This is a genomic window from Massilia sp. Bi118 (assembly GCF_918697865.1).
Lineage (GTDB): Bacteria > Pseudomonadota > Gammaproteobacteria > Burkholderiales > Burkholderiaceae_D > Telluria.
Window position 1 is genome coordinate 84,565 of the sequence record NZ_CAKKMV010000005.1, and the last position, 25,418, is coordinate 109,982.

The 25,418-nt window shown below is 66.2% G+C and carries 26 protein-coding genes and 1 riboswitch; of the genes, 8 read left to right on the plus strand and 18 right to left on the minus strand.

Features of this window, described 5'->3' with window-relative positions:
- Positions 1 to 52 precede the first annotated feature (52 nt).
- The 10 genes from LQV39_RS09020 to dctP are packed head-to-tail and all read right to left on the minus strand — an operon-like array spanning position 53 to position 9,004.
- A complete protein-coding gene (locus tag LQV39_RS09020; protein ID WP_230024244.1) occupies positions 53 to 985 on the minus strand; it encodes an ACP S-malonyltransferase in 933 nt (310 codons plus the stop codon).
- On the minus strand, positions 982 to 1,830 hold the full coding sequence (gene mdcB / locus LQV39_RS09025; protein WP_230024251.1) for a triphosphoribosyl-dephospho-CoA synthase MdcB: 849 nt from the start codon (positions 1,828 to 1,830) through the stop codon (positions 982 to 984). The genes LQV39_RS09020 and mdcB overlap by 4 nt, the downstream gene beginning before the upstream one ends.
- The gene (gene mdcG, locus LQV39_RS09030) at positions 1,823 to 2,506 is read right to left on the minus strand and encodes a malonate decarboxylase holo-[acyl-carrier-protein] synthase (protein WP_230024257.1); all 684 of its coding nucleotides are present in this window, start codon (positions 2,504 to 2,506) and stop codon (positions 1,823 to 1,825) included. Before mdcG ends, mdcB begins: the two co-directional genes overlap by 8 nt.
- On the minus strand, positions 2,490 to 3,206 hold the full coding sequence (gene mdcE / locus LQV39_RS09035; protein WP_230024263.1) for a biotin-independent malonate decarboxylase subunit gamma: 717 nt from the start codon (positions 3,204 to 3,206) through the stop codon (positions 2,490 to 2,492). The genes mdcG and mdcE overlap by 17 nt, the downstream gene beginning before the upstream one ends.
- Complete coding sequence (locus tag LQV39_RS09040; protein WP_230024266.1) at positions 3,203 to 4,102, minus strand: biotin-independent malonate decarboxylase subunit beta; 900 nt, start codon at positions 4,100 to 4,102, stop codon at positions 3,203 to 3,205. Before LQV39_RS09040 ends, mdcE begins: the two co-directional genes overlap by 4 nt.
- On the minus strand, positions 4,099 to 4,410 hold the full coding sequence (gene mdcC, locus LQV39_RS09045) for a malonate decarboxylase acyl carrier protein (protein ID WP_230024268.1): 312 nt from the start codon (positions 4,408 to 4,410) through the stop codon (positions 4,099 to 4,101). The genes LQV39_RS09040 and mdcC overlap by 4 nt, the downstream gene beginning before the upstream one ends.
- 2 nt (positions 4,411 to 4,412) lie before the next feature.
- Positions 4,413 to 6,080 (minus strand): malonate decarboxylase subunit alpha, encoded by a 1,668-nt coding sequence (gene mdcA / locus LQV39_RS09050; RefSeq protein ID WP_230024270.1) that lies wholly within the window; start codon positions 6,078 to 6,080, stop codon positions 4,413 to 4,415.
- A complete protein-coding gene (locus LQV39_RS09055; protein ID WP_230024272.1) occupies positions 6,081 to 7,430 on the minus strand; it encodes a TRAP transporter large permease in 1,350 nt (449 codons plus the stop codon).
- A 3-nt stretch (positions 7,431 to 7,433) separates the two neighbouring features.
- Positions 7,434 to 7,982 carry a TRAP transporter small permease gene (locus LQV39_RS09060; RefSeq protein ID WP_230024274.1) on the minus strand — a complete coding sequence of 183 codons (549 nt, stop codon included), beginning with the start codon at positions 7,980 to 7,982 and terminating at the stop codon, positions 7,434 to 7,436.
- Positions 7,982 to 9,004, minus strand: a complete 1,023-nt coding sequence (gene dctP / locus LQV39_RS09065) for a TRAP transporter substrate-binding protein DctP (protein ID WP_230024276.1) — start codon at positions 9,002 to 9,004, stop codon at positions 7,982 to 7,984. Before dctP ends, LQV39_RS09060 begins: the two co-directional genes overlap by 1 nt.
- Before the next feature lie 147 nt (positions 9,005 to 9,151).
- Between dctP and LQV39_RS09070 the strand changes: the two genes are divergently transcribed.
- A complete protein-coding gene (locus LQV39_RS09070; RefSeq protein WP_230024278.1) occupies positions 9,152 to 9,814 on the plus strand; it encodes a GntR family transcriptional regulator in 663 nt (220 codons plus the stop codon).
- A gap of 7 nt (positions 9,815 to 9,821) precedes the next feature.
- Here LQV39_RS09070 and LQV39_RS09075 read toward each other — a convergent pair whose 3' ends face one another.
- Positions 9,822 to 10,418 carry a porin family protein gene (locus tag LQV39_RS09075; protein WP_230024280.1) on the minus strand — a complete coding sequence of 199 codons (597 nt, stop codon included), beginning with the start codon at positions 10,416 to 10,418 and terminating at the stop codon, positions 9,822 to 9,824.
- Positions 10,419 to 10,420: 2 nt separating this feature from the next.
- Complete coding sequence (locus LQV39_RS09080) at positions 10,421 to 10,984, minus strand: porin family protein (RefSeq protein ID WP_230024282.1); 564 nt, start codon at positions 10,982 to 10,984, stop codon at positions 10,421 to 10,423.
- A gap of 415 nt (positions 10,985 to 11,399) precedes the next feature.
- Between LQV39_RS09080 and LQV39_RS09085 the strand changes: the two genes are divergently transcribed.
- The gene (locus LQV39_RS09085) at positions 11,400 to 13,394 is read left to right on the plus strand and encodes a PhoX family phosphatase (protein ID WP_230024284.1); all 1,995 of its coding nucleotides are present in this window, start codon (positions 11,400 to 11,402) and stop codon (positions 13,392 to 13,394) included.
- A gap of 107 nt (positions 13,395 to 13,501) precedes the next feature.
- Here LQV39_RS09085 and thiE read toward each other — a convergent pair whose 3' ends face one another.
- From thiE to thiC, 5 genes are read right to left on the minus strand one after another with little or no spacing between them, the layout of a single operon-like run.
- Entirely contained in the window at positions 13,502 to 14,107 is a 606-nt protein-coding gene (thiE, locus tag LQV39_RS09090) for a thiamine phosphate synthase (protein ID WP_230024286.1), read from the minus strand.
- Between the two features lies 1 nt (position 14,108).
- Entirely contained in the window at positions 14,109 to 14,852 is a 744-nt protein-coding gene (locus LQV39_RS09095; protein WP_230024288.1) for a hydroxymethylpyrimidine/phosphomethylpyrimidine kinase, read from the minus strand.
- Positions 14,852 to 15,640 (minus strand): thiazole synthase, encoded by a 789-nt coding sequence (locus LQV39_RS09100; protein WP_230024290.1) that lies wholly within the window; start codon positions 15,638 to 15,640, stop codon positions 14,852 to 14,854. The genes LQV39_RS09095 and LQV39_RS09100 overlap by 1 nt, the downstream gene beginning before the upstream one ends.
- Before the next feature lie 18 nt (positions 15,641 to 15,658).
- The gene (gene thiS, locus LQV39_RS09105; RefSeq protein ID WP_230024291.1) at positions 15,659 to 15,862 is read right to left on the minus strand and encodes a sulfur carrier protein ThiS; all 204 of its coding nucleotides are present in this window, start codon (positions 15,860 to 15,862) and stop codon (positions 15,659 to 15,661) included.
- A gap of 2 nt (positions 15,863 to 15,864) precedes the next feature.
- Positions 15,865 to 17,745, minus strand: a complete 1,881-nt coding sequence (gene thiC, locus LQV39_RS09110) for a phosphomethylpyrimidine synthase ThiC (RefSeq protein ID WP_230024292.1) — start codon at positions 17,743 to 17,745, stop codon at positions 15,865 to 15,867.
- 72 nt (positions 17,746 to 17,817) lie between these two features.
- Positions 17,818 to 17,918, minus strand: a riboswitch (TPP riboswitch).
- A gap of 149 nt (positions 17,919 to 18,067) precedes the next feature.
- On the opposite strand from thiC, the gene LQV39_RS09115 reads away from it, so the two are divergent.
- The 3 genes from LQV39_RS09115 to LQV39_RS09125 all read left to right on the plus strand — a co-directional run bounded on the left by LQV39_RS09115 (position 18,068) and on the right by LQV39_RS09125 (position 21,008).
- Positions 18,068 to 18,904, plus strand: coding sequence for a DUF6159 family protein (locus tag LQV39_RS09115; RefSeq protein WP_230024293.1), 837 nt, complete (start codon positions 18,068 to 18,070; stop codon positions 18,902 to 18,904).
- 55 nt (positions 18,905 to 18,959) lie between these two features.
- A complete protein-coding gene (locus LQV39_RS09120; RefSeq protein WP_230024294.1) occupies positions 18,960 to 19,811 on the plus strand; it encodes an MOSC domain-containing protein in 852 nt (283 codons plus the stop codon).
- A 78-nt stretch (positions 19,812 to 19,889) separates the two neighbouring features.
- Positions 19,890 to 21,008 carry a diguanylate cyclase gene (locus LQV39_RS09125; RefSeq protein WP_230024295.1) on the plus strand — a complete coding sequence of 373 codons (1,119 nt, stop codon included), beginning with the start codon at positions 19,890 to 19,892 and terminating at the stop codon, positions 21,006 to 21,008.
- 32 nt (positions 21,009 to 21,040) lie between these two features.
- On the opposite strand, the gene LQV39_RS09130 is transcribed toward LQV39_RS09125, so the two are convergent.
- Positions 21,041 to 23,023, minus strand: coding sequence for a monovalent cation:proton antiporter family protein (locus LQV39_RS09130; RefSeq protein ID WP_230024296.1), 1,983 nt, complete (start codon positions 23,021 to 23,023; stop codon positions 21,041 to 21,043).
- A gap of 190 nt (positions 23,024 to 23,213) precedes the next feature.
- Here LQV39_RS09130 and LQV39_RS09135 point away from each other — a divergent pair, with 190 nt between their 5' ends.
- The 3 genes from LQV39_RS09135 to lptC are packed head-to-tail and all read left to right on the plus strand — an operon-like array spanning position 23,214 to position 25,391.
- Positions 23,214 to 24,236, plus strand: coding sequence for an SIS domain-containing protein (locus LQV39_RS09135; RefSeq protein WP_290368565.1), 1,023 nt, complete (start codon positions 23,214 to 23,216; stop codon positions 24,234 to 24,236).
- Positions 24,236 to 24,769 carry an HAD family hydrolase gene (locus LQV39_RS09140; protein WP_230024300.1) on the plus strand — a complete coding sequence of 178 codons (534 nt, stop codon included), beginning with the start codon at positions 24,236 to 24,238 and terminating at the stop codon, positions 24,767 to 24,769. Before LQV39_RS09135 ends, LQV39_RS09140 begins: the two co-directional genes overlap by 1 nt.
- A 13-nt stretch (positions 24,770 to 24,782) precedes the next feature.
- Positions 24,783 to 25,391: an LPS export ABC transporter periplasmic protein LptC gene (gene lptC / locus LQV39_RS09145; protein WP_230024301.1), complete on the plus strand. Its 609-nt coding sequence runs from the start codon at positions 24,783 to 24,785 to the stop codon at positions 25,389 to 25,391.
- Positions 25,392 to 25,418: the final 27 nt, after the last annotated feature.

The following is a 25,418-nucleotide window of genomic DNA, read 5'->3' on the forward strand; positions in this document are numbered from 1 at the left end:
GGCAAGTTTAACGGAGAGAGAAGAAATGCCAGCTGTAAAGTTTCCCGACAGCTCAAGCCTGCGCTTCAACCCAGGCCACGATGCCTTTAATACTGCGGAAATCGGCCACCGAGCGGCAGGCGATCTCCGGATGGCGGTCGCGCAACATGCGCGTCAAGGCATTGCCGGGGCCGAGTTCGAGCGCGACCTCGATGCGCGCTTCGGCAATCGCATCGAGGCAGTCGGTCCAGTGGATGGTGTTGGCGGTCTGCCGGGCCAGCAGGCCGGCGGCCTGGGCGCCGTCGCGGATGGTGCTGGCGTTCACGCCGGCCAGAAGCGGCAGGGCAGGCGCCCGGGCATGGGCCTGCAGCAGGGCATGCAGCGGCTCGACCGCCGACGCCAGCAAACCCGTATGCGAAGCGATATGAACGGGCAGCGGTTTATAGGTAGCGCCGGCGTGCTGCGAAAATTTTGCCAACTGGTCAAGATTTGCGCGCAGGCCGCCGGCGATGAGGGCGCCGGGCGTATCGATGGCCGCTTCGCAGCCGGCTTGCGCCACCAGCGCCAGCGCAGCCTGCGGCGCGATGCCGGACAGCGCCGCCAGTCCCTGCTCGCCGCTGCGTTCGGCCGCATCGCTCATGATCGCCGCCCGCTGCGAAGCGATGCCGACCGCGCTGTCCAGAGGCAGCGCACCGGCAATCGCATAGGCGCTGATCTCGCCGACGCTGTAGCCGGTCACCAGCGCGGGCCGCGGCAGGCGCTCGGCCAGCATGGTCCAGGCCATCAGGGTGGCGGCAACCACCAGCGGTTGCGCGCAGCGGTTCTCGAACATGGTCGCGGGATGGGCCAACAACTCGGACAGCGGCGTCTGCGACACCGGCCCATCGGCCGAGCGCAACCAGGTCTGAACGCGATCCATCGCCGCGGGATCGGACGCCGCCAGGTCGAACATGGCCGCGCTCTGCGAGCCTTGGCCGGGGCAGAGAATGGCCAGGCGCAGCGTCATGATGCGCTGCCCAGTGAATGAACGAAGCAGGTCGCCGCCAGCAGATCGGCCGCGCCGCCCGGCGACAGGCGATGCGCGACGAACAAACGATGCGCTGCCACAGCCTTGTCTTCCCAGCCATCCGCCGCGGTGCCGCCGCGCGCCAGGAAGTCAAGCGAAGTGTCGCGCACGATGCGCGCACCTTCAAGACCGCCGCGATGATAGACGTTGGTATCGGATAGCTCCGCCATCAAGGTGAACAGGGTGTCGATGCGCGCGCAGCGCAGGCCGCGGCCAAGCGCCAGCGTGCGGCGCAGGGTGGGCAGCGCGAGTTCGAAGATCGCCGGGAAGCCCGCCGCCGCCTGTTCGCGCGCGCCGGGCGCCGCATGCCGTGCGTGGACCACTGCGCCGTTCGATGAGGACGAGCCGCGATGCCGAGACAGCGCCGCGCCCCAGCAATCGACCATCGTCGCGCGCAAGTCCGCCGGCTGCCAGGATAAAGAACGTCCGGCCGCCGCACACAGCATACCGAGCGAAAAGATGGCCCCGCGGTGCGTGTTGATGCCCCCGGTGGCCAGCAGCATGCGCCGCTCAGCCTCGATGCCCAAGTCCCTGAGCACGGCAAATGAAGCATCCTGCGCGCCGGCCAGTGCGATGTCGAGGAAGTAGCGGCGCAGCGAGAACAGGCTGCGGACAAAAGTCGAGGCGTCCATGTCCTCGTGGCTGCCGGTGTCGACAAGCGAGACCAGTCCCGGCTTGGGATACAGCGCCAGTTCCTGGTACAAGCTGCGCACCGCGTGGCGGGCGATGGTAGCCGCGGGATCGACCGCGATAAAACCGTGAGCAGTGAAGCAGGCTTCAGCCATGGCAGCCTCCGTCCACGCCAAACTGCGCCAGCAACTCGTCGCGCCGCATGAGCGCCACCGCATCCAGGTGCTTGGCCAGCACACGGTCGGCGCCGTCGTGCGTCTGCGCATCCGCACCCAGCCACTCCTTCCAGGACACTGCATGGCCGAAGGGGAATTCGATCTCGCCGTCCAAGGGCAGGCTTTGCGCATGGCGCGCCAGCAGCGCCAGGCCGGCCTCCAGCTGGGCGCCGTTCAAGGGACGAAGCAGCAGGTCGACGTCGGAACTGGCGCCAAGATAGGCCTTGCCGGTGAGGGTCTGCATCGCGAGCGAGCCGAACACGCGGCAGTCGACACCCGCGGCGCGCAAGGCGATGCCCAGGCTGGCCAGGCCCGGCTGCCAGGCGGCAGGGGCTTCCACCTGGTCCAGCGCCAGCGCAGGGCGCACTTCCGCCACGTGGCCGCGCTCGATCGCGAAGCCGAGCCGCACCTTCTGGCCGCTGTGCGCATCCGGCGGCGCCGGAATGCCCAGGCAAAGCAGCCCGGCCGGCGTGCCCGGATCGCTGCGGCGTACGACGGCCGGCAGGCTGCGCGTGCGCCAGTCCAGCGCCAGTTCGCGCGGACTGCCTTGCAGGCCGTGCAGCGCCGTATCCCAGCCCTGCGGCGTCAGCCAGACCAGGTCATGCCGCCTGTACATCGGAGCCCGTGCGTACCGCTGCCGCGACGGGGCGCGCCAGCTTGCGGCCGCCGCGTTCGAGTCCCAGTTCCGCACGGCGGTCTTCCGGCGTTGCGTCAACCAGCGCCTGCTCCATGGCGGCAGCCAGGTCGCCGTGCCAGATCGCGGCCACGCCGCCCATGCGCAGGTAGTTTTCCGGACCCGGCGCGAACACCGGATTGTCCACGGCCAGCTCTTCCAGCCGCTCCAGCGGCACCTTGGTGATGCGCGCCATCGCCGGCAGGCCCATCACGCGGATGGTGGCGTCGGGCAGGGCATAGCAGGCGTCCGCCATCAGGCCGCTGGTGATGAAGCCGCCCGACAAAGCCTGGTCGTACACCAGCCCGACGATGCGGTGGCCGCGGCGCCGCGCCAGTTCGATGCATTTGCCCAGGTGGGCCATGTAACTGTTGATGCCCAACATCTCGTCGCGCCGGCGCAGGCGCTGGCCGACGGTGTCGACCAGGATCACGATCGGCCGGCCGGGATGCGTGCGCACGGTGTCGAGGATGGCGGCGGCCTGCGCCAGCGCGATCTCGACGCCGATCGGCGTGTGTTCGGTGGTGCCGATCACGCTGACGGTCTGCCCGCCCACCTGCGCTTCGCCGCTCAAAAAATTCTCGCGCTCGGCGATGCGGTGGCCTTGCGGGAACAGGGCGTCCGCCACGGTCTGCCAGTTCATGCTGCTGCTCCTTCACGGTGGCCGTCGGCCAGTTCGCGGAATGCGTCGGTTTCCAGCAGGGGCACGCTGTGCGGGTCTTCGATGCCGAGCGCTTCCCAGATCTCCAGCGGGTCTTCGAGGCCGCCGAAGCGTTCGATGCGGCTTGTGAGCATGCGCTGCTCGGCTTCGAGCGCCTCCAGAGTCAGTTCGCAACCGCGACCGCGCGCCGCATCGGCCAGCTGCAAGGCCGCGGCGCGGAAGGCGGCGATGTCGTCGGCGACAATGGCCTGCGCATCCCCTAGCAGATAACGGTGCTTGCCGCCGGTGACGCGCCAGACCAGGGCGCGGTCGCGGGCGTCGAATTCTTCCACGCCGCCGGCGGTCTCGATGACTTCCGGCCCGGACATCGCCAGCCGGCTTTCTTCGGAGATGACGACGCCGTTGGTGCAGCGGGCCACGATGCCCATGCCGCCGAAGCAGCCGTTCGAGCCGCCCACCAGCGAGATCACGGGGATGCCGGCGGCGCGCACGTCCATCACGGCGCGCATCACTTCCGACACGGCGATCAGGCCGGCGTTCGCTTCATGCAGGCGCACGCCGCCGGTTTCCAGCAGAAGCAGCACGGCGTCCGCCTGTTCGTCGATGGCGCGCCTGAGCATGCCGGCCAGCTTGGCGCCATGCACCTCGCCGACCGCGCCGCCCATGAAACCGCCTTCCTGGGCGGCGATGAAGACCCAGCGGCCGTCCATGGTGCCGCGGCCGACCGCGACGCCGTCGTCGAAGGACACCGGGGCGTCCAGCTGGGGCAGATGCGGGCTCGTGACGCGCATCTGCGGCGGCAGGAATTCGTCGAAGCTGCCGGGGTCCAGCATGCCGGCGATGCGCTGGCGCGCGGTGGCTTCCTGGTAGCTGCTCATGAGGCTACTCCCATGATGGATTCTGCTGCCTGGTCGAGCCGCAAGCTGACCACCGCCGGGGTCGCGCCCATGTCGTTGATGGCCACGTGGACGTCGGCCAGCTGCCAGCGCTGGTGGAAGTCGCGCACCACCGCTTCCCAGATAGCCCCGAAGCCGTGCGCCGCGGTACTGATTTCGATCTCGCAGCCGCCGTTCAGCGCTTTCTGCTCGATCAGGATCTCCAGGTTGCCGGAGCCGACCACGCCGACCAGGCGTGCGCCGTCGATCTGGCGCTGGCCGCCACTGAAATTGAATCGTAGGGTTTCCATGATTACCAGTTCCTGAACTGTTTGGGCGGCTTGTACAGGCCGTGCGAAGCGCGCACCAGGTCCTTCATGTTCCTGGCCGCCAGCAGGTCGCGCGTGGCCAGCCGCTTGTCGATGCCGAGGTCTTCGGGGCGCTTGATGATGCCGCGGTCGCGCAAATTTTCCACCATGCGGGCGTCGCGTCCCAGGCCCACGGGGGTGTAGCCGGCCACGCCGCGGATCGCCTGCTCGCGTTCTTCCCCGGTGCGGCACAGCAGCAGGTTGGCGATGCCTTCTTCCGTCAGGATGTGGGTGACGTCGTCGCCGTAGATCATCACCGGCGGAATCGCCATCTTCGCCTGCTCGGCCAGCTGCCAGGCGTCCAGCGTCTCGACGAAGGCCGGCTGCATGTGCTCGCGGAAGGTCTCGACCATCTGCACCACCAGCTTGCGGCCGCGCGGGATGGCATTGGTGCCGCGGCGTGCTTCTTCGCCGGCCTTCAGCCATGCCGGGCTGGCGTGGCGGCGGCCACGCGCATCCGCGCCCATGTTCGGGGCGCCGCCGAAACCGGAGATGCGGCCCAGCGTGGCGGTGGACGAGTTGCCCTGCAAGTCGATCTGCAGGGTCGAGCCGATGAACATGTCGCAGGCGTAGTGGCCGGCCACCTGGCTGAAGGCGCGGTTGCTGCGCATGCTGCCGTCCGGTCCCGTGAAGAACACGTCGGGGCGGGCGCGCACGTACTCTTCCATGCCGAGCTCGGAGCCGAAGGAATGCACGGTCTCGACGAAGCCGGCTTCGATGGCCGGGATCAGCGCCGGGTGCGGATTCAGCGCCCAGTTGCGGCCGATCTTGCCCTTCAGGCCCAGCGAAGCCGCGTAGGTCGGCAACAGCAGTTCGATGGCGGCGGTGTCGAAGCCGATGCCGTGGTTCAGGCGCTCGACCTGGTACTCGCCGTAGATGCCCTTGATGGCCATCATCGCCATCAGCACCTGGATTTCCGAGATCAGTGCCGGGTCGCGCGTAAACAGCGGTTCGATGTAATGCGGGGTCGGCGCCGCCACCGCGAAGTCGACCCAGTCGGCCGGGATGTCGATGCGCGGCAGGACGTCGACGATCTCGTTGACCTGCGCGATCACGATGCCGCTCTTGAAGGCGGTGGCTTCGACGATGGCCGGCGTGTCCTCGGTATTCGGGCCGGTGTACAGGTTGCCGTGGCGGTCCGCGGCCTGGGCGGCCACCAATGCCACCTGTGGCGTCAGGTCGATGAAGTAGCGGCCGAACAGTTCCAGGTAGGTGTGGATGGCGCCGATATTCAGCTTGCCGGCGGAGACCAGCTTGGCCAGCCGTCCGGCCTGCGGGCCGGAGAAGGAGAAGTCCAGCTTTGCCGCGATGCCCTTGTCGAACACGTCCAGGTGCTCGGGCAGGGCCAGCACCGACTGCAGCATGTGCAGGTCGTTGACCCGGCCGGCATCCAGCGAAGCCAGGGTCCTGGCCAGGAAGTCGGCCTGCTTCTGGTTGTTCCCTTCGAGGCAGACGCGGTCGCCGCATTCGATCACCTGGTGCATCAGCTCCTGCGCCAGGTTGGTATCGACGATCTTGCCTTGCAGGCCGGCCTCGAGCCGCTCGCGGGCCCGCGCCAGGCGCTGCTCGCGGTTGGCCCGCTGCCGGTCCCAGCTTCGTTCATTCGCAGCCATCTAGCGCGCTCCCATGATCACGTCGGGCAGGGCGGTCGAAATCTGCGGGAACACGCACAGCAGGATCACCGCCACGAACATCAGCACCACGAACGGCATCACGCCCCAGATCACGTCGGACAGCGGAATGTCCGGGGCGATGTTCTTGATGACGAAGATGTTCAGGCCCACCGGCGGGTGGATCAGGCCCATCTCCATCACGATGGTCATCACCACACCGAACCAGATCAGGTCGAAGCCGGCTTCGCGCAGCGGCGGCAGGATGATCGGCGCGGTCATCAGGATGATGGACACCGGCGGCAGGAAGAAGCCGAACACGATCACCATCAGCAGGATCACGGACAAGAGCACCCACTTCGACAGATGCAGCCCCACCACCCACTGCGCGGCCGACTGGCTGATGTGCAGGTAGCTCATCACGTAGGAGTAGAGCAGGGACATGCCGATGATCATGAGGAGCATGGTCGACTCCTTGATCGTCGAGCTCAGGATCGGCCCGAGTTCCTTCGGCCGCCAGATGCCGTAGACGACGGCCATCAGCACGATCGCCAGCAGCGCGCCCAGGCCCGCGGTTTCCGAAGGCGTGGCGTAGCCGCCGTACAGCGCGATCATCACACCGGTCAGCAGCACCAGGAAGGGCAGCACGCGCGGCAGCATCTCGACCTTTTCCGCCAGCGTGTAGGTGTGGTCATCCAGGTAGGCCGACTTCTCGCCGCCGCGCTGGTAGAGTTCATGCGCCAGGCGGTATTCCTTACGCGCCCGGTACACGGCGTAGCCGGCGAACAGCAGCACCAGCATCAGGCCGGGGCCGATACCGGCCAGGAACAGGCGGCCCAGCGACTGCTCGGCGGCCACCGCGTACAGGATCATCGTGATCGACGGCGGCAGCAGGATGCCGAGGGTGCCGCCGGCGGCGATGATGCCGGCCGCGAAGCCGGGCGAATAGCCGCGCTTGCGCATCTCCGGAATGCCGGCCGAACCGATCGCCGAGCAGGTGGCAGGCGAGGAGCCGGCCATGGCGGCGAACAGCGCGCAGGCGAACACGTTGGCGATGCCCAGGCCGCCCGGCACCTTGTTCAGCCAGGCGTGGATAGCCGAGTACAAGTCGCGCCCGGCCGGCGACTTGCCGATCGCTGCGCCCTTCATGATGAAGAGTGGGATCGACAGCAGTGTGATCGAGGCCATCTCTTCGTACACGTTCTGGGTGATCGTGTCGAGCGAGGAGGCCGGCATGAAGAAATACATGAACGCGGTAGCGACCATGCCCAGTGCGAAAGCGATCGGCATGCCCGAGAACATGACGACGAGCGTGGCGGCGGCGTAGCCGACGCCGAGGGAAAGAGCGCTCATGATTTATTCCTTTTCGGTCAGGCGGCCGATCAGCTGCACCAGGATCTGCACCGTCAGCAGCGTCATCCCGAAGGCCATCAGCGAATACGGGATCCACAGCGGCGGCGCCAGCGTCGACGAGGTGGTCTGGCCTTCGACCAGGGCTTCGTGGAACAGCGTCCACGATTTCCAGGAGAAGAAGGCGCAGAACACGAAGGACAGCAGGTCCACCAGCATCAGGCGGAAGCGGTTGACCCGCGGCGACAGCAGCCCGGCCAGCGCCTCGATGCCGATATGGCCGCGGAAGGACTGCACGTAGGCCGCACAGAAGAAGGTGGCGCCGACCAGCATGAAGACCGCGGCCTCGTCCTGCCAGTCGGTGGCGACCTTGAAGAAGTAGCGCATCACCACCGAATAGCTCAGCACCATGGCGGTGAGAATCATCGCCGCCATGGAAATCACCAGCAGCAGGTGATTGATCCTGTTGAGGATGGTGGCCAGGGTGGCCGCCCCGCGGTGCGAGGGCAGCGCGGGCGCCTGCGGCGCCTGCACCTCGAATCCGTGCGCGCTCATCACTTCACCTGTTCGGCGAGCTGCAGCAGCTTGGCGGTGTTGGCGTTCTTGGCGGCGAAGTCCTTCCACGCGGTGCGGCGGGCGATGTCCTGCCACTTCTTGACGGTGGCCTCGCTCAGGTCGACGGTCTTGGCGCCGGCCTTGGCGAACACCTTGGCGACATCTTCGTCATCTTCCTTGGCTTCCTTCAGCGCGAAAGCTTCCATTTCGGCGCCGACCTGCAGGATGACGGCCTGCTGCTCCTTGCTCAGGCGGTCGAAGGCGGCCTTCGACATCATCAGCGGCTCCAGCATGAACCAGTAGGACTTGCCGCGGCCGGTGGTCAGCGCCTTCGACACTTCCTCGAGGCGGAACGAGATCAGCGAGGTCGAGGAGGTGAGGGCGGCGTCCATCGCGCCGGTCTGCATGCCGGCATAGATCTCGTTGGACGGCAGGGTCACGACGGCGGCGCCGGCTTCCTTGAGGATCAGGTCCATCTCGCGCGAACCGCCGCGGATCTTCATGCCCTTCGCGTCTTCCGGCTCGACGATCGGCTTGCCGCGCGAGGCCATGCCGCCCGCCTGCCAGATCCAGCTGACCATCACCACGCCCTTGTCGGCGAGGATCCTGGTCAGCTCCTTGCCGACCGCGGCGTTCTTCCAGGCTGCGCTCTGCTCGTAGGAGGTCACAAGGCCGGGCATCAGGCCGATATTGGTTTCGGGGACTTCGCCGCCGGCGTAGGACAGCGGCACCAGCGACATGTCGAGCGCGCCCTTGCGCATCGCCGAGAACTGGGCATTGGTTTTCATGAGCGACGAGCCGGGATAGATCTCGAACTTCACGCTGCCCTTGGTGCGTTTTTCCACCTCGGCGGCGAACATGCGCACCAGGCGGTCGCGGAAATCGCCCTTGTCGATGGTACCGCCGGGGAACTGGTGCGAAATCTTGATGGTGGTGTTCTGCGCCCAGGCCGGCGCCGCGCCGAATGCCATGCCGATGCTCAGTGCCAGTACGCCCAGGGTGGTGCGTCGATTGATTGCCATGTCTTATCTCCTCAGTTCTCTTTAGTATTTACTTCAAGGGAACGCATGCTTGTGCATGCATATTTTTTGTTTATGTATACAAGATGACCCAGAAAAAATACAATGTCAATCAGGTTAATATGATTTTTTTAAGCGGGAAGCAGCGCCATGAAAAAGCTCTCTGATCGGCTACGCGAACAGATCGAGGAACGAATTGCTACTGGGAAGTTGTTACCAGGGCAGCATCTCGACGAAACGGAACTGGCCAATGAATTCGGGGCATCGCGTACCCCGATCCGCGAAGCCCTGATCCAGCTGGCCTCGGCCGGGCTGGTGCAGATCCGACCGCGCCGCGGGGCGGTGGTGTCGACGGTGTCGCCGCACGAAATCGTGGAGATGTTCGAGGTGATGGCCGAGCTGGAAGCCATGTGTGCACGCCTGGCGGCGCGGCGCATGTCGGCCGCCGAACACGCCAAGCTGCTGGAAGCGCACCAGGCCTGCAGCAGCGCCTACGAGGCGCGCGACCCGGACGAGTACTACTACCGCAACGAGGTGTTCCACCAGATGATCTTTGCGGGCAGCCACAACCACTTCCTGGCGGAGCAGGCGCGCGCCCTGTCGCGCCGGCTCCGTCCCTACCGGCGCCTGCAGCTCAGGGTGCGCGACCGCATGAAGCACTCGTTCAGCGAGCACGATGCGGTGGTCAAGGCCATCATCGACGGCGACGGCCAGAAGGCCGCCGACTTCCTACGCAGCCATGTGGCCGTGCAGGGGCAGCGCTTTACCGACCTCGTGGCCTCGCTGGAGGCGATGAGCGCCGTGGCGGCGTAGAGCGCTCCTAGAAGCCGTACTTCAGGCCGATGCTGTAGACATCGGCCTTCGGCCCGCTGACCTTGCGCTTGCCATAGCGCTCGTATTCGACCACCGCGTCCAGGTTCCCGGTCAGCTTGTACTGCGCACCCAGGCCGGCATACAGGCCGGTATCCCGGTCGGTAAAGTTCCATCCCCTCAGCTCGGCCGAGGTCTTGCGCTGGCTGTACGACAGGCCGAACTTGCCGAAGGCCGACAACCGCTCGCCGATCGGGACCGTGTATTTGCCGGCGAGGTAGGCGCGTGTGGTCTTCGCCTGCCCCTGACCGAAGATGTAGCCGGTGTCCGGCGTCCAGTCCCAGGCGGTGAATTCGGAGGTGCGGAAGCCCGCCAGGCCGGCTTCGACGCCCCAGTTCTGGTTGAACTCATAGCCGCCGAAGATCTTGGCATTGGCCCTGCGGCCGCCTGCGATGGTATCGCTGACGACGCCCAGGCCGAGGCCGACGTAGGCGTGTGGTTTTGCTTCGGCCGTGAGCCTGGCGGCGCCGGTGTCGGTGGTGGTCTGGGCCTGGGCGGCGCCGATGGCGGACAGGCTGGCAAGTACGGAGATGAGCAGATTTTTCATGTTCAGAACCCGAATTTCAGGCCGGCGTTGAGGACGTGGTTCTTTGCGCCATTGCGGGGCGATTCGCCGTTACGTTCGATTTCGGCATACAGCGACACCTTCTGGGTCAGCTTGAACTGCGCACCGGCTGCGGCATACACACCGTTGTTGCTCTCCTTGAAGTTCCACGACCCTACCGGGCTCGAATATTTCTGCTCGCTATGGGCCAGGCCCAGCTTGCCGTACACCGAGGCGCGCTCGCTGAGCGGGAAGGTGTATTTGGCGGCCGCGTAATAGCTCTTGCTCTGCAGGCGGGTGTAGGCCAGGTCGTGATCGCCCTGCGTGACATAAAACCCGGTGCTGCCCAGCCATGAATAGCCTGCTTCGACACCCCAGTTCTGGTGGAAGTCATAGCCGCCGAAGATCTTGGTGGTGCGCTTGCGGTCGTTGGTGATGGAGTCCTTGACCATGCCCGTGCCGATGCCGACGTAGGCATGCGGCGCGGTATCGGCGAAGCTGGTGGTCTGGGCCTGTGCCGCTCCCATGGCAAGGGCCCCCGCGAGCACTGCGAAAATCGTCTTCTTCATTGTTTTTCCTTTGTTTTGGTTTTCACTGTGCCGCGATGCACCGGCATCGCGACAGGAAAAACGATAGCAGCTTGTTTCTTTTAAAAAACTGTCGGATTGGTAAGAAACTGTTACGGGTGTGCATATAAATGACTGAGAAGTCAGATATGTATATTGCCGCGCTTTTGAAAATGATCGACGTTGCTCGGCGATGAGGGCGAGTTGGGCGCAGATGGGCAAGCCGTCTCTGTTGCGCTTGCTTACAAATTTGAAGAGATTCCGGACATGTCGGTTCGCTGTCGCTGGCCGGCGCGGCCCGCCATGTCATCAAACCGTTAAATTCCCGTCATCCTCCTGACATACAGCTCCACTATTCTGCCCAGCGATCGCCGCGCCAAGGCGCGGTCCCACTGACCTGATCCTGGAGTGTTGACGCATGAATCCGAATACCGACCTGTCCCGCCGCCGCCTGCTTCGCCTGCTGGGCGCCACCCCGATGCTGCCGATCGGCGCCGGCACCGTGGGCGCCATGCTCGCCGGCTGCGGCGGTGGCGACGACAGCCCGGTCACGACCGCGCCGACGCCGCCGGTGACCACCACGCCGCCGGCCGTGACCCTGTCCAGCGTCTCGTTCAGTTCGATGCCGGCGCCCTCGCTGGCCAACGCCGCCGCAATGGCCACCACCACCGTCGGCTCGACCATGAGCGTCAGCTTCAGCGACAGCAGCAAGCTGGATTTCAAGCTGTCCTATCAACCCTTCTTCATCACCGGCGACCTGGTCCCGAACGGCAACGGCGGCACCATCCTGGCTGGCGGCTACTACGACATCAACAACAAGGCCATCGTCGACACCACCGTGGCCGGCAAGGAGCGCCAGTTCTTCTCGGACTCGCCGGACGGCACCTCGCTGCTGACCGTGCCGAACGCCAAAGTGACCGGGGTGAAGGGCAATACCGTGTTCGCCGTGGTGCAGTTCGAATACACGAGCCTTGCCCAGGATGGCAAGACCGACATGTACGGCAAGCTGCCGTCGCCGATCGCCGTGCTGACCCTGGACCAGGACCCGGGCACCGGCAAGCTCAGTCTCGTGAAGTACCACAACGTCGACACTTCCAGCGTCAACGGCCTGTGGATCACCTGCGGCGCCAGCCTGTCGCCCTGGGGCACCCACCTGTCGAGCGAAGAATACGAGCCGAACGCCTTCACCGCCGCCGGCGAAGCGCAGTTCAAGGGCTTCAGCAAGAGCCTGTACGGCGACGAGACCAGGGCCAATCCCTACAACTACGGCTACATGCCGGAAGTGACGGTCAACCTCGATGGCACCGCGTCCATCAAGAAGCACTACTGCATGGGCCGCATCTCGCACGAACTGGTGCAGGTGATGGGCGACAACCGCACCGTGCTGATGGGTGACGACGCCACCAACAGCGGCTACTTCGTGTTCGTCGCCGACAAGGAGAAGGACCTGTCGAGCGGCACCCTGTATGTGGCCAAGGTCGGCGCCGGCTTCTCGGTGGACCCGGCCGCCGCCGCGGCGCCGCTCACCTGGATCAAGCTGGGCTCCGCCACCAGCGACGAGATCCGCTCGCTGGCCGCGTCGATCAAGGCCACCGACATCATGGACGTCAAAACCGCCGATCCGGCCGATGCAAGCTACACCAAAGTCGTTGCCAACGGCCGCGTCGAGTGGATCAAGCTGAAAGCCGGCATGGAAAAGGCCGCCGCCTTCCTGGAAACCCACCGCTACGCCGCGCTGGTCGGCGCCTCGATGGGCTTAACCAAGATGGAAGGCACGACCGTCAACCTGAAGGACAAGGTCGCCTACTCGGCGCTGGCCAACTGCAATGGTTCGATGGTGGCCGGCAGCTCGACCAACGTGCCAGGCAACGGCATCTCGATCCCGAAGACCCTGACCGCCGGCGCCGTGATGGCGCTGAACCTGAAAGGCGGCCAGAAGGACACCGCCGGCAACGCCATCAACAGCGAATGGATGCCGGTCGATACCAGGGCCCTCCTGATCGGCGAAGACATCGCCGCCGACGCCCTTGGCAACACGGCGAATCCGGACAAGATCGCCAGCCCGGACAACCTGAAGTTCTCGGAAAAGATGCGCACCCTGTTCATCGGCGAGGACAGCGGCAACCACGTCAACAACTTCCTGTGGGCCTACAACGTCGACACCAGGCAGCTCACGCGCATCCTGTCGACGCCGTCCGGCGCCGAATCGACCGGCCTGCACGCGGTGGACGACATCAACGGCTGGACCTACATCATGAGCAACTTCCAGCACCCGGGCGACTGGGGCGGCATCCACGCGAATGTGAAGGGGACGCTGGAGCCGCTGATCAGGGCGAATTACAAGGACAAGTTCGGGGCGGCTGTGGGTTATCTGACCGGTGAACTCACGCAGTTCAAGCTGGCCAAGGCCTAAGCACCTCGTCATTCCCGCGCAGGCGGGAATCCAAGTTTGCAAGAGTTGTCGAAACGCGTCCAACTTGGATTCCCGCCTCCGCGGGAATGACGTTTACAGGCCAACGATTAAAACAGGCTTGTGAATTCCCGCGCCGCCTCAAACGGATCCGGCGCCAAATACACACTACTGATCGCCGCCACCATCTCCGCCCCCAGCCCCACCAGCGGCCGCGCATTCTCCACCGTCATCCCCCCGATCACCACCACCGGCACCCGCAACTGCGCCCGCGCCTGCGCCACGATATGCAGCGGCGTGCTGACCTCGTACACCTTCACGCGCGATGGATAGAAGCCGCCGAAGGCCACATAACTCGCCCCTGCCTGCTGCGCCGCCTGCGCCAGCGCCAGCTCCCCGTAGCATGACGCGCCGACGATTCTGGAAGGCCCCAGCGCCGCACGCACCGCGGCCACAGTCGCATCCGTGCCGCCGACATGCACGCCGTCCGCATCCAGCTGCAGGCACAGGTCCACATGGTCGTTGATGAGCAGCGGCCGGCCGTGAGAACGGCACAGTGCCAGCAGCGCGCCCGCCTGTTCCCGCCGCAGCGCCGCCGACGCCGTCTTGTTGCGGTACTGGACCAGCGCCGCGCCGGCGTCCAGCGCCTGCGCCGTCACGTCCAGCAGCCGGCCGGTGTCCTCCCAATCCGGCGTGACCAGATAGAGTCCCTTCATCTCAAGCTCCCCGATGTTCGATCCGGCGCGGAATGCGCTGGCCGTGGGCGATCGCATACGAATCCGCGAGCGCCTGGTTGCAGCAGCGCTGGGCGCGTTCCAGCGCCTGCGCCATCGTGTCGCCCAGGGCCAGGCGCGCGGCCAGGGTGGCGGCCAGCGTGCAGCCGCTGCCGTGGAATTCGCCGGGCAGGCGCGGCCAGCGCCATTCGCGCACGCCGTCGCGGCTGTGCCAGCGGTTGACCACTTCGGCACCAATGCCATGGCCGCCGGTGACCAGCACGTTCGGGCAGGAGACGGGGCCGAGCGCCGCCGCTTCCGGCAGATTCGGCGTGAGCACCGTTGCCACCGCCAGCAGCGGCGCCAGCGCCGCCAGCGCATCGCCGCGCGCGAGCGGGTCGCCGTGGCCGCTGGCCAGCACCGGGTCGAGCACCACCGGCAGCGCCGGCTGGCGCGCACGCAGCAGCAGGACGATGCCGGCAATCGCTTCGGCGTTCGCCAGGCTGCCCGGAATGCCCAGCTTGACCGCGCGGATGGGCATGGTGTCGAGCAGCAGCGTAGCCTGGCGCGCCAGCAGCCCGGCATCCACCGGCGCCACCTCGTGCACCCGCTCGTGGTCCTGCACCGTCAGTGCCGTCACGATGGGCAGCGCGTGCGCGCCCTGGGCCGCGATGGCCTCGATGTCGGCCTGGATGCCGGCCCCGCCCGACGGGTCGAGGCCGGAAAACACCAGTACGCAGGGCCGCATCAGACTCGCCCCGCCATCGGCGAGGAAGGCGAGCCCGTGAAGCGCCGCGGCATCCGTCCCGCCAGATACGCATCGCGGCCGGCCTCCACCGCCAGGCGCATCGCACGCGCCATGCGCACCGGGTCCTGGGCGAGGGCGATGGCGCTGTTCATCAGCACGCCGTCGCAGCCCAGCTCCATCGCCAGGGCGGCATCCGAGGCTGTGCCGACGCCGGCGTCGACCAGCACCGGCACCATTGCCTGCTCGACGATCAGCGAGAGGTTCCACGGATTCAGGATGCCCATGCCGGAGCCGATCAGGGACGCCAGCGGCATCACGGCGGCCACGCCGAGGTCTTCCAGCATGCGCGCCTGGATCGGGTCGTCGCTGCAGTAGACCATCACGTCGAAGCCGTCGCGCACCAGTTCCTCGGCGGCGCGCAGGGTTTCGGGCATGTTGGGGAACAGGGTCTTGTCGTCGCCCAGCACCTCGAGTTTCACGAGCTTGTGTCCGTTCAGCAGCTCGCGCGCCAGCTGCAGCGTGTACACGGCGTCCCTGGCAGTGTAGCAGCCGGCGGTATTCGGCAGGATGGTGTAGCGCGAGGGCGATACTGCATCCAGCAGATTCGGTGCGTGCGGGTCCTGGCCGATGTTCACGCGGCGGATCGCCACGGTGATGATCTCGGCGCCGGAAGCCTCGGTGGCGGCGGCGGTCTGCGCCAGGTCCTGGTATTTGCCGCTGCCGACCAGCAGGCGCGAGCGGTATGCCTTGCCGGCGATGACGAGCGGCCGGTTGTTCGTGTCGTTCATGTTTTATCTCCGATAAGTTCAGCCGCCGCCGATGGCGCGCACCACATCCACGCGGTCGCGCGGCCGCAGCAGCGTCGTGCGCCAGTGCTCGCGCGGCACCACGCGGCGGTTCACGGCCAGCGCCAGCGCCTGGCCGGACAGGCCCAGGCTGTCGACCAGCGCATGCAGGCTGGCGGCGCGCGGCAGGATGTGCGGTGCGCCGTTCAGTTCGATCTCCAGCATGTTCAAGCCTTCCCATAAAGTTCGGCGCCTTTGCGCACGAACTCCACCGCCTTCTCCTGCATGCCTGCGGCGGCGTAGTCGCGCACCTCCTGCGTGATCTTCATCGAGCAGAAATGCGGCCCGCACATCGAGCAGAAGTGGGCGACCTTGGCGGAATCCTTGGGCAAGGTCTCGTCGTGGAAGCTGCGCGCCTTGTCCGGATCGAGCCCGAGGTTGAACTGGTCTTCCCAGCGGAATTCGAAGCGCGCTTTCGACAGGGCGTTGTCGCGGATCTGCGCGCCCGGATGGCCCTTGGCCAGATCGGCCGCGTGGGCCGCGATCTTGTAGGTGATGATGCCGTCCTTGACGTCGTCCTTGTCGGGCAGGCCCAGGTGCTCCTTGGGCGTTACGTAGCAAAGCATGGCGGTGCCGTACCAGCCGATGTTGGCGGCGCCGATGCCCGAGGTGATGTGGTCATAGCCGGGGGCGATGTCGGTGGTCAGCGGACCCAGGGTGTAGAAGGGCGCTTCATGGCACTGGTCCAGCTGCAGGTCCATGTTCTCCTTGATCAGGTGCAGCGGCACGTGGCCCGGACCTTCGATCATGGTCTGCACCTCGTGCTTCCAGGCGGTTTGCGTGAGCTCGCCGAGGGTGCGCAGCTCGGCCAGCTGGGCTTCGTCGTTGGCGTCGTGGATCGAGCCCGGGCGCAGGCCGTCGCCGAGGCTGAAGGCGACGTCGTAGACCTTCATGATTTCGCAGATCTCTTCGAAGTGCGTGTACAGGAAGGATTCCTTGTGATGCGCCAGGCACCACTTGGCCATGATGGAGCCGCCGCGCGAAACGATGCCGGTCAGGCGGCTGGCCGTCATCGGAATGAAGGGCAGGCGCACGCCGGCATGGATGGTGAAGTAGTCGACGCCTTGCTCCGCCTGTTCGATCAGCGTGTCGCGGTAGATCTCCCAGGTCAGCTCTTCGGCCTTGCCATTGACCTTTTCCAGCGCCTGGTAGAGCGGCACGGTACCGATCGGAACCGGGCTGTTGCGGATGATCCATTCGCGCGTCTCGTGGATATGCCTGCCGGTCGAGAGGTCCATGACCGTATCGCCGCCCCAGCGGATGGCCCAGGTCATCTTCTCGACTTCTTCGCCGATCGAGGAAGTGATGGCCGAGTTGCCGATATTCGCGTTGATCTTCACCAGGAAGTTGCGGCCGATGATCATCGGTTCCGATTCCGGGTGGTTGATGTTGGCCGGCAGGATGGCGCGGCCGCGGGCGATCTCGTCGCGCACGAATGCCGGCGTGATCTCGGCCGGAATCGCCGCGCCGAAGGACTGGCCCGGATGCTGGCGGCCCAGCAGGGCGGCCATTTTCTGCCCCGTCGGACCGGCCGCTTCCAGGCTGCGCAGGTAGTCCTGGCGCCGCAGGTTCTCGCGGATCGCGACGAATTCCATCTCGGGCGTGACGATACCCTGGCGCGCGTAGTGCATCTGGGTGACGTTGCGGCCACCGGCGGCGCGGCGCGGCTTGCGCTGCAGGTCGAAGCGCAATTCCGCCAGCTTCGGGTCCTTCAGGCGCTCCTGGCCATAACGCGATGAAGGACCGGGCAGCTCGATGGTGTCGCCGCGTTCACGGATCCAGCCAGCGCGCGGGCAGGGCAGGCCGGAACGGATGTCGATGCGCACATCCGGATCGGTATAGGGCCCGGAGGTATCGTAGACCCAGACCGGTGGATTCGGCTCGGCGCCGAAAGATGCGGGGGTAGGCGATTGCAGGATTTCGCGCATCGGCACCCGGATGTCGGGACGCGAGCCGGCCACATGGGCCTTGCGCGAATTGGGAAGCGGCGTCACGGCCGCGGCATCGACCGTGGCGCTGGCGGACAGGAATTTTGGATCGGCGTTCAATTGCACTCCTTGTTGGCGACTGAAGATCGATCCAGCTCGGAGGAGTGCAAAGATGAGCGCAGGCACGGGCATGCGCGGACTCTGTAGCTTCCCTTCGCTGGCATTATCCAGATCAGGTTCGGAGGGTATTTCTCACCCGCGCCGTTTAAAGCGCAGGACCCCTAGCGTTGTTGCCGCTTCATGAAGAAGCGACGGGCGGAGTGTACGTGGGTTTTGGAACAATGGCAATCCAGGCGCCGCGCGTGATAATGCGCGTATTTATTCGCGCGCCGGCCTGATAAGCTCCACCCCATGATGAACCAGTAACATGCAAGGAGAGCCCATGTTCGACCGTCTCAAACGCAGTTTCCGCCTCGTTGGCGCCAGCGCGGAAGTGCTCAGGCAGGACAAGCACCTGATGCTGTTCCCCATCATCTCGGGCCTGGCCCTGCTGGTGGTGCTGGCCGCCTTCGCGCTGCCGCTGTTCGGCCTGGCCTCGATCGATGGCATCGGCCAGGGCGGCGCCTATTCGGCGGCCTTCCTGTTCTACATCGTCCAGTACTTCGTCATCTTCTACTACAACACGGCCCTGGTCGGCGCGGTCATGATCCGGCTCGACGGCGGCAGCCCGACCCTGAGGGATGGCCTGCGCATCGCCAACGGCCGTATCGGGACGATCTTCGGCTACGCCGTCATCTCCGCCACCGTCGGCGTGATCCTGCGCGCCATCCAGGAGCGGGTCGGCTTCATCGGCCGCCTGATCGCCGGCCTGCTCGGCGCCGGCTGGACCGTCGCCACCTTCCTGGTCGTGCCGGTGATCGCGAGCGGCGAGCGCGGTGCGATGGATTCGATTTCCGAGAGCACGGCCCTGCTCAAGCGCACCTGGGGCGAGAACGTGGCCGGGCAGGTGGGACTGAGCACCGCCTTCGGCCTGCTGTACTTCTTCCTGATCGCGGGTGGCGTCGTGCTGACGCTGTTCATGGTCAAGCTGGGCGCGGCGCCGGCGCTTTATTTCCTGTTCGCCACCTTTGCCGTGCTGGCCGGCCTTGCCTGCATGCTGGTGCACGCCACGCTGAGCGGCATCTATTCGGCCGTGCTGTACCGCTACGCCGTCGGCGGCAGCGACGCGCCCGGCTTCGACCACGGCGCCCTGGCTTCGGCCTTCCAGCAAAAATCCTGAAACAGGGACGGGATGGTGCGATACTATGCGGCTTGACGTCGAATCCCGCGCCGCAATGCCCACCCTGTCCCAACTCCTCCTGTACCCGATCAAATCCTGCGCCGGCATGGCCGTGCAGGAGGCCACCCTGCTCGAATCCGGCCTCGCCGCGCACGGCGTGCACGACCGCGAATGGATGCTGGTGACCGAATCAGGCCAGTTCCTGACCCAGCGCGAATATCCGCGCATGGCGCTCATCCGGCCCCGCCCGGACGGCGGCAACCTGCGCGTGAGCGGCCCCAACATGGGCGACCTGCTGCTGCCGCTGGCCTGGCATGAGGAAGCGCCCACCCGCCACGTCCAGATCTGGGACGACAGCGTCAGCGCGGCCGATTGCGGCGACGTGGCCGCCGGCTGGTTCACCGAGGCGCTCGACGCCCGCGAGCGGGTCCGCCTGGTGCGCTTCCGGCACGACGTCGTGCGTCCGACCAGCGTCAAGTGGACCGGCGGCATGCCTTCGCAGACCCGCTTCGCCGACGGCTATCCGCTGCTGCTGATCGGCCAGTCCTCGCTCGACGACCTGAACCTGCGCCTGCGCGCGGCCGGGCGTGAAACGCTGCCGATGGACCGCTTCCGCCCGAACCTGGTGGTGGCCGGCCTGGAAGCCTTCGAAGAGGATTACACGGCTTTCCTCAGCACCGGCGCGGCCGAGATCCGCCCGGTCAAACCCTGCGCGCGCTGCCCGATTCCGGCGATCGACCAGGCCACCGGCGTCTCGGGCCCCGATCCGCTCGACATCCTGCAGACCTACCGCGCCAACCCCAAACTCGACGGCGCGGTCTGCCTGGGCATGAACTGCATCGTCTCGGCCGGCGCCGGCGCCAGGTTGCACGTGGGACAGGAACTGGCAGCCGAACTCGCATTCTGACAACGCCTGGACAAGGTTTCCATTTGCATTACGGCCGAGTTGGCGTAATGTTAGGGCAAATTGCTGAAAGGAACGTCCATGCATGAGCAGCAGGGCGCCAGTGTGCGCGAACTGATGGCCGAGAACGCCGCGCTGCGCAGGCAGCTCGCCAGCCTGATCGACCAGGCCGAGAGCAACCACGCGATCATGATGCGCCACCAGGGCTTCGATCTCGACATCGTGGGCGCGGGCAGCTTCCAGGAACTGGTTGCCACCATCTTCCGCCAGCTGCCCATCGTCTCCAGCCTGGACATCGTGACCCTGTCGCTGGTCGACGCCGGCGCCGACATCTACACCGTGATGCACAAGCTGGACGTGGACTTCGAGGCCCTGCCCAACCTGCTGTTCCATGAACACGCCGAGGAGCTGGGCTTCGACCTCGAGCCGGGCCGCCCGCCGCGTCCGCGTTTGCTGCCTTACCACCCGCTCAGCCACGGCATGGCCTTCCCGCACCCGCCTGCCGGCCTGGCCAGCGTCGCCCTGGTGCCCCTGATCCGCAACCGCCGCCTGATCGGCAGCCTGAACCTGGGCAGCCGCGACCCGAGCCGCTTCACGCCGCTGCTGGGCACCGACTTCGTCGAGCACATGGGCTCGATCATCGCGATCTGCCTCGAGAACGTGATCAGCAACGAGATGCTGAAGTACATCGGCCTGACCGATGCGCTGACCGGCGTCTACAACCGCCGCTACATGGACCGCCGCCTGGCCGAGGAGATCGCCCGCGCGCGCCGCCAGTCCTACCGCATCGCCTGCATGTACATCGACGTCGATCATTTCAAGCAGGTCAACGACAGCCACGGCCACCAGGCCGGCGACGACGTGCTGCGCGAAGTCGCCGCGCGCATCAAGGCCGAGCTGCGCATGTCGGATGCGCTGGGCCGCTTCGGCGGCGAAGAATTCGTGGTGCTGCTGATCGACGCGGACCTGGACAGCGCCGGCATCGTGGCGCAGCGCATCCGCGCCAGCGTGGCCGACAAGCCTTTCCTGCTGCCGGAAGGGCAGGGCCTGTCGGTGACGGTGTCGATCGGGGTGGCGGCCTTGAACGATTTCGAGCGCGAGCATGCGATCGAGGAGGTGGCCTCGGCGCTGGTTGCCCAGGCCGATGGGGCCTTATATCAAGCCAAGCAGCAGGGCAGGAACCGCGTCGTAACCGGGTAACGCACGTGGGCACGGGGTGCCCACGCGTGCCATCAACGCAATAAACGCCCCTCGGCCCGATTGACGGCCATCCCGGTCCCGCGCAACACCACCACATCCCCGGCCCGCAGCTCGGTATCCTCCTCCGGCTCGATCCGCTGGTTACCGCGCCGGACCGCCGTCACTTCCGCGCCCACTTCATCCAGCGCCAGGTCGCCGAGGCAGCGGCCGACCGCGCCGGCGTCCTCGGCCAGCACCACCGAATGCAGGCGCACGTAGTTGTGCTCCGGGTCTTCCTTGATGTCGCTGGCGCCGTGGAAGAAGCCGCGCAGCGAGGCATAGCGCTCGTCGCGCGCGGCCTGCACGCGGTGCACCACGCGGCGCAGCGGCACGCCCATCACCACCAGTGCGTGCGAGGCCAGCATCAGGCTCGATTCCAGCGCTTCCGGCACCACCTCGGTGGCGCCGGCGCGTTTCAGGAGATCGAGTTCGGTGTCGTCGTGGGCGCGCACGATCACCGGCAGCTTGGGCGCCAGCTCGTGCACCAGGTGCAGCACCTTGAGCGCCAGGCGGGTGTCGGCAAAGGTGACCACCAGCGCGCTGGCGCGGTTGATGCCGGCCGCGATCAGGGCTTCCCTGCGCGAGCAGTCGCCGTAGGAGACGTTGGCGCCGGCCGCGCGCGCCTCCTGGACCCGCTCCGGGTCGAGGTCGAGCGCATACCAGGGCAGCTTTTCTTCGGACAGCAGGGTCGCCAGGCTTTGCCCGCTGCGCCCGAAGCCGGCGATGATCACGTGCTTCTGCGCCGCCATCGTGCGGCTGGCGATCTGGGTCAGCTGCAGCGACTGCAGCATCCATTCGTTGGACGCCATCTTCATCACGATCTTGTCGCTGTTGGCGATCATGAAGGGCGCCAGCAGCATCGACAGCACCATCGCCGCCAGCACCAGCTGGATCAGGAAGGGATCGATCAGCTTCGAACCCGAAGCGAGATTCAGCAGCACGAAGCCGAATTCGCCGGCCTGGGCCAGGGCCAGGCCGGTGCGCATGGCCACGCCGTCGGAGGAGCCGAAGGCCTTGGCCAGCGCCGCGATCAGGGCGAATTTCAGGAGCACCGGCACCAGCAGCATGGCCAGCACCAGCCACCAGTTGGCCAGCACCAGCTCCAGGTTGAGCAGCATGCCGATGCTGATGAAGAACAGGCCGAGCAGAACGTCGCGGAAGGGTTTGATGTCCTCTTCCACCTGGTGCTTGTACTGGGTCTCGGAGATCAGCATGCCGGCCACGAAGGCGCCCAGCGCCAGCGAGAGGCCGGCGCGCTCGGTGATCCAGGCCGCGCCCAGGGTCACCAGCAGCAGGTTCAGCATGAACAGTTCCTGCGAGCGGCGCTTGGCGACGATGGTGAACCACCTGCGCATCCACTTCTGGCCGAAGAACAGCAGCAGCGCCAGCACGCCGGCGGCTTTCACGGCCGCCCAGCCCAGGTTCATCGCCAGCTCCTCGGCCGGCCGCGCCAGCGAGGGGATCAGGATCAGCAGCGGCACCACCGCCAGGTCCTGGAACAGCAGGATCCCGATGATGCGCCGTCCATGCTCGCTTTCGAGCTCGAGGCGCTCGGTCAGCATCTTGGAGACGATCGCGGTGGACGACATGGCCAGCGCGCCGCCCAGCGCCAGCGCGGCCTGCCAGCTGATGTTCAGCGGCGGCGGCAGGCGCGGGCTGAGGAAGGCGACCAGCATGGTGATCAGGATGGTCAGCGCCACCTGGGCCAGTCCCAGCCCGAACACGATGCGCCGCATCGCCTTGAGCTGGGCCAGCGAGAATTCGAGGCCGATCGAGAACATCAGGAACACCACGCCGAATTCGGCCAGGCCGTGGGTGGTGGGGCCGTTGTCGGCCAGGTGCAGGGCGTGCGGCCCGATCAATACGCCGACAGCCAGGTAACCCAGCATCGGGGGCAGGTGCAGCATCCGGAAGGCGACCACGCCGAGGACCGCGCTGCCCAGTAATAATAGGGTGAGTTCAAGGCCTGATGTCATGTGATCCCGATAAACCTACTGCGCATTGCATTTTTGGACTGCGATGCTCGCTGTACGTCCGTACAGCTGCGCTTCTCCTCCAAAACTGCCGCTGCTCGCGACGGTTTCTCGGGATCCCAATAGTGTAAATATCTGCACTCGGTTACATCTGGCAAGTTTTTTGCTTTCTCAATTCGGCTATACTTCCACCATGAGTGTAACCGATGAAAAAATAATGCTGACAAGTTTTAACGAGACCCAGGCACAGCGCGCTCTGGAGCTGGCCCGCGAGACCCTGGATATCGAGGGCGAAGCGATCCGCAAGCTGTCTGCGCGCCTCGGCCAGGACGACAGCGTGCCGCGCGCGGTGGCGCTGATGATGGCCTGCAAGGGCCGCGTGGTCGTCTCCGGGATCGGTAAATCGGGTCACATCGGCCGCAAGATCGCCGCCACCCTGGCCTCGACCGGCACGCCGGCCCTGTTCCTGCACCCGGCCGAAGCCGCGCACGGGGACCTCGGCATGGTTACGCCGCAGGATGTCCTGATCGCGATCTCGTATTCCGGCGAAAGCGCGGAACTCGCGGTCGTGATCCCGGCCGTCAAGCGCATGGGCGTGCCCGTGATCGCCATGACCGGCAAGCCGGGCTCGCGCCTGGCGCAGGTGTCCGACGTCCACCTCGACGTCTCGGTCGAGAAGGAAGCCTGCCCGCTGAACCTGGCGCCGACGGCGTCCACTACCGTCACCCTGGCGCTCGGCGATGCGCTGGCCGTCGCGCTGCTGGAACTGCGCGGCTTCAAATCGGAAGATTTTGCGCTTTCGCACCCGGGCGGCGCCCTGGGCCGCAAGCTGCTGACCCATGTGCGCGACGTGATGCGCACCGGCGATGCCATCCCCATGGTCAAGCCGGACGCGCGCCTGTCCGACGCCCTGCTGGAGATCTCGCAGAAGGGCATGGCGATGACCGCCATCGTCGACGATGCCGGCCGCCCGGTCGGCGTGTTCACCGACGGCGACCTGCGCCGCCTGTTCGAAAAGGTGCAGGATTTCAGCAAGCTGACGATCCAGGACGTCATGCACGCGAACCCGCGCCGTATCCATCCGGAGCAGCTGGCGGTCGACGCCGTTGCCGTGATGGAGGAATTCCGCATCAACCAGATACTGGTGACCGACCACGACGATGTATTGGTCGGCGCCCTGCACATCCACGACCTGACCCGCGCCAAGGTGATCTGATGGTGACTCCGCTCGAACATACGCAGCGCGCGGCGCGCGTAAAGGTCATGATCTTCGACGTCGACGGCGTGCTCACCGACGGCAGCCTGACCTATGACGCCAACGGCGAGATCACCAAGACCTTCTATGTGCTGGACGGCCTCGGCATCCAGCTGCTGAACCGCACCGGCGTGCAGACCGCGATCATCAGCGCGAGGAATTCGCCGATCGTCGTGAAACGCGCGGCCGACCTCGGGATCACTCACGTGTTCCAGGGCCAGCACGACAAGCGCCTGGCCTTTGCCGAGCTGCTGGCCAGGACCGGCGTGACGGCGGAGGCGTGCGGCTACATCGGCGACGACGTGATCGACCTGCCGCTGTTCACCCGCGTCGGCTTTGCCGTCACGGTGCCGAGCGGCCATCCGGAAGTGCAGTACCGCGCCCATTACGTGACGAAGAACCCGGGCGGCCGCGGCGCCGTGCGCGAAGTCTGCGACATGGTGATGCGCGCCCAGGGCACCTACGAACAGGCATTGGCGCCGTACTTTGGATAATCCCTCGCAAGCCATGGCGACCACCACCTACGTCAACAAGCGCACCCGGCACCGCTGGCGCTTGCTCGCGCTGATGATGACGGCGCTTTTCTTCGCCTTCGGCAGCTTCTGGCTGGTGCAGGTGATGCGCGGCGAGGCGCAGGGGCCGAACGTCAACGTGGGCAACGACCCGGACTACATCATCGACAACTTCAGCTTCGTGCGGATGTCGGAGACCGGCCAGCCGCGCTATGTGATCTCGGGCGAGCGCCTGACCCACCGCCCGAACGACAACACCTCGGACATCGAGAAGCCGGTGGTGCAGAGCATGAGCACCGACCACCCGAGCATGACCATGACGGCGGATAAAGCCCACGTCAACCAGGACCAGAACCAGATCGACCTGAGCGGCAACGTCGACATCTCGCGCCCCGGCAGCAAGACTTCGGACCCGCTGCGCATCCGCACCGAGGCCCTGACCGTGCTGCCGGACGAGGAAATCTCGAAGACCGACAAGCCGATCCAGATGACGCTGGGTCACGCCTCCGCGACCGGGGTCGGCATGGTGGCCAACAACGCCACCCAGCAGCTGACGCTGGGCGGGCGCGGCCGGATCGTCTACCCGCCGCGTGGCCAACGCTGACAGGAACAACCTGAAAGGACCGCATTC

Excerpts from the sequence above, each read along its gene's own strand:
- LQV39_RS09020 (WP_230024244.1), bottom strand. The coding sequence starts at position 985 with ATGACGCTGCGCCTGGCCATTCTCTGCCCCGGCCAAGGCTCGCAGAGC.
- mdcB (WP_230024251.1), bottom strand. The coding sequence starts at position 1,830 with ATGGCTGAAGCCTGCTTCACTGCTCACGGTTTTATCGCGGTCGATCCC.
- mdcG (WP_230024257.1), bottom strand. The coding sequence starts at position 2,506 with ATGTACAGGCGGCATGACCTGGTCTGGCTGACGCCGCAGGGCTGGGAT.
- mdcE (WP_230024263.1), bottom strand. The coding sequence starts at position 3,206 with ATGAACTGGCAGACCGTGGCGGACGCCCTGTTCCCGCAAGGCCACCGC.
- LQV39_RS09040 (WP_230024266.1), bottom strand. The coding sequence starts at position 4,102 with ATGAGCAGCTACCAGGAAGCCACCGCGCGCCAGCGCATCGCCGGCATG.
- mdcC (WP_230024268.1), bottom strand. The coding sequence starts at position 4,410 with ATGGAAACCCTACGATTCAATTTCAGTGGCGGCCAGCGCCAGATCGAC.
- mdcA (WP_230024270.1), bottom strand. The coding sequence starts at position 6,080 with ATGGCTGCGAATGAACGAAGCTGGGACCGGCAGCGGGCCAACCGCGAG.
- LQV39_RS09055 (WP_230024272.1), bottom strand. The coding sequence starts at position 7,430 with ATGAGCGCTCTTTCCCTCGGCGTCGGCTACGCCGCCGCCACGCTCGTC.
- LQV39_RS09060 (WP_230024274.1), bottom strand. The coding sequence starts at position 7,982 with ATGAGCGCGCACGGATTCGAGGTGCAGGCGCCGCAGGCGCCCGCGCTG.
- dctP (WP_230024276.1), bottom strand. The coding sequence starts at position 9,004 with ATGGCAATCAATCGACGCACCACCCTGGGCGTACTGGCACTGAGCATC.
- LQV39_RS09070 (WP_230024278.1), top strand. The coding sequence starts at position 9,152 with ATGAAAAAGCTCTCTGATCGGCTACGCGAACAGATCGAGGAACGAATT.
- LQV39_RS09075 (WP_230024280.1), bottom strand. The coding sequence starts at position 10,418 with ATGAAAAATCTGCTCATCTCCGTACTTGCCAGCCTGTCCGCCATCGGC.
- LQV39_RS09080 (WP_230024282.1), bottom strand. The coding sequence starts at position 10,984 with ATGAAGAAGACGATTTTCGCAGTGCTCGCGGGGGCCCTTGCCATGGGA.
- LQV39_RS09085 (WP_230024284.1), top strand. The coding sequence starts at position 11,400 with ATGAATCCGAATACCGACCTGTCCCGCCGCCGCCTGCTTCGCCTGCTG.
- thiE (WP_230024286.1), bottom strand. The coding sequence starts at position 14,107 with ATGAAGGGACTCTATCTGGTCACGCCGGATTGGGAGGACACCGGCCGG.
- LQV39_RS09095 (WP_230024288.1), bottom strand. The coding sequence starts at position 14,852 with ATGCGGCCCTGCGTACTGGTGTTTTCCGGCCTCGACCCGTCGGGCGGG.
- LQV39_RS09100 (WP_230024290.1), bottom strand. The coding sequence starts at position 15,640 with ATGAACGACACGAACAACCGGCCGCTCGTCATCGCCGGCAAGGCATAC.
- thiS (WP_230024291.1), bottom strand. The coding sequence starts at position 15,862 with ATGCTGGAGATCGAACTGAACGGCGCACCGCACATCCTGCCGCGCGCC.
- LQV39_RS09115 (WP_230024293.1), top strand. The coding sequence starts at position 18,068 with ATGTTCGACCGTCTCAAACGCAGTTTCCGCCTCGTTGGCGCCAGCGCG.
- LQV39_RS09120 (WP_230024294.1), top strand. The coding sequence starts at position 18,960 with ATGCCCACCCTGTCCCAACTCCTCCTGTACCCGATCAAATCCTGCGCC.
- LQV39_RS09125 (WP_230024295.1), top strand. The coding sequence starts at position 19,890 with ATGCATGAGCAGCAGGGCGCCAGTGTGCGCGAACTGATGGCCGAGAAC.
- LQV39_RS09130 (WP_230024296.1), bottom strand. The coding sequence starts at position 23,023 with ATGACATCAGGCCTTGAACTCACCCTATTATTACTGGGCAGCGCGGTC.
- LQV39_RS09135 (WP_290368565.1), top strand. The coding sequence starts at position 23,214 with ATGAGTGTAACCGATGAAAAAATAATGCTGACAAGTTTTAACGAGACC.
- LQV39_RS09140 (WP_230024300.1), top strand. The coding sequence starts at position 24,236 with ATGGTGACTCCGCTCGAACATACGCAGCGCGCGGCGCGCGTAAAGGTC.
- lptC (WP_230024301.1), top strand. The coding sequence starts at position 24,783 with ATGGCGACCACCACCTACGTCAACAAGCGCACCCGGCACCGCTGGCGC.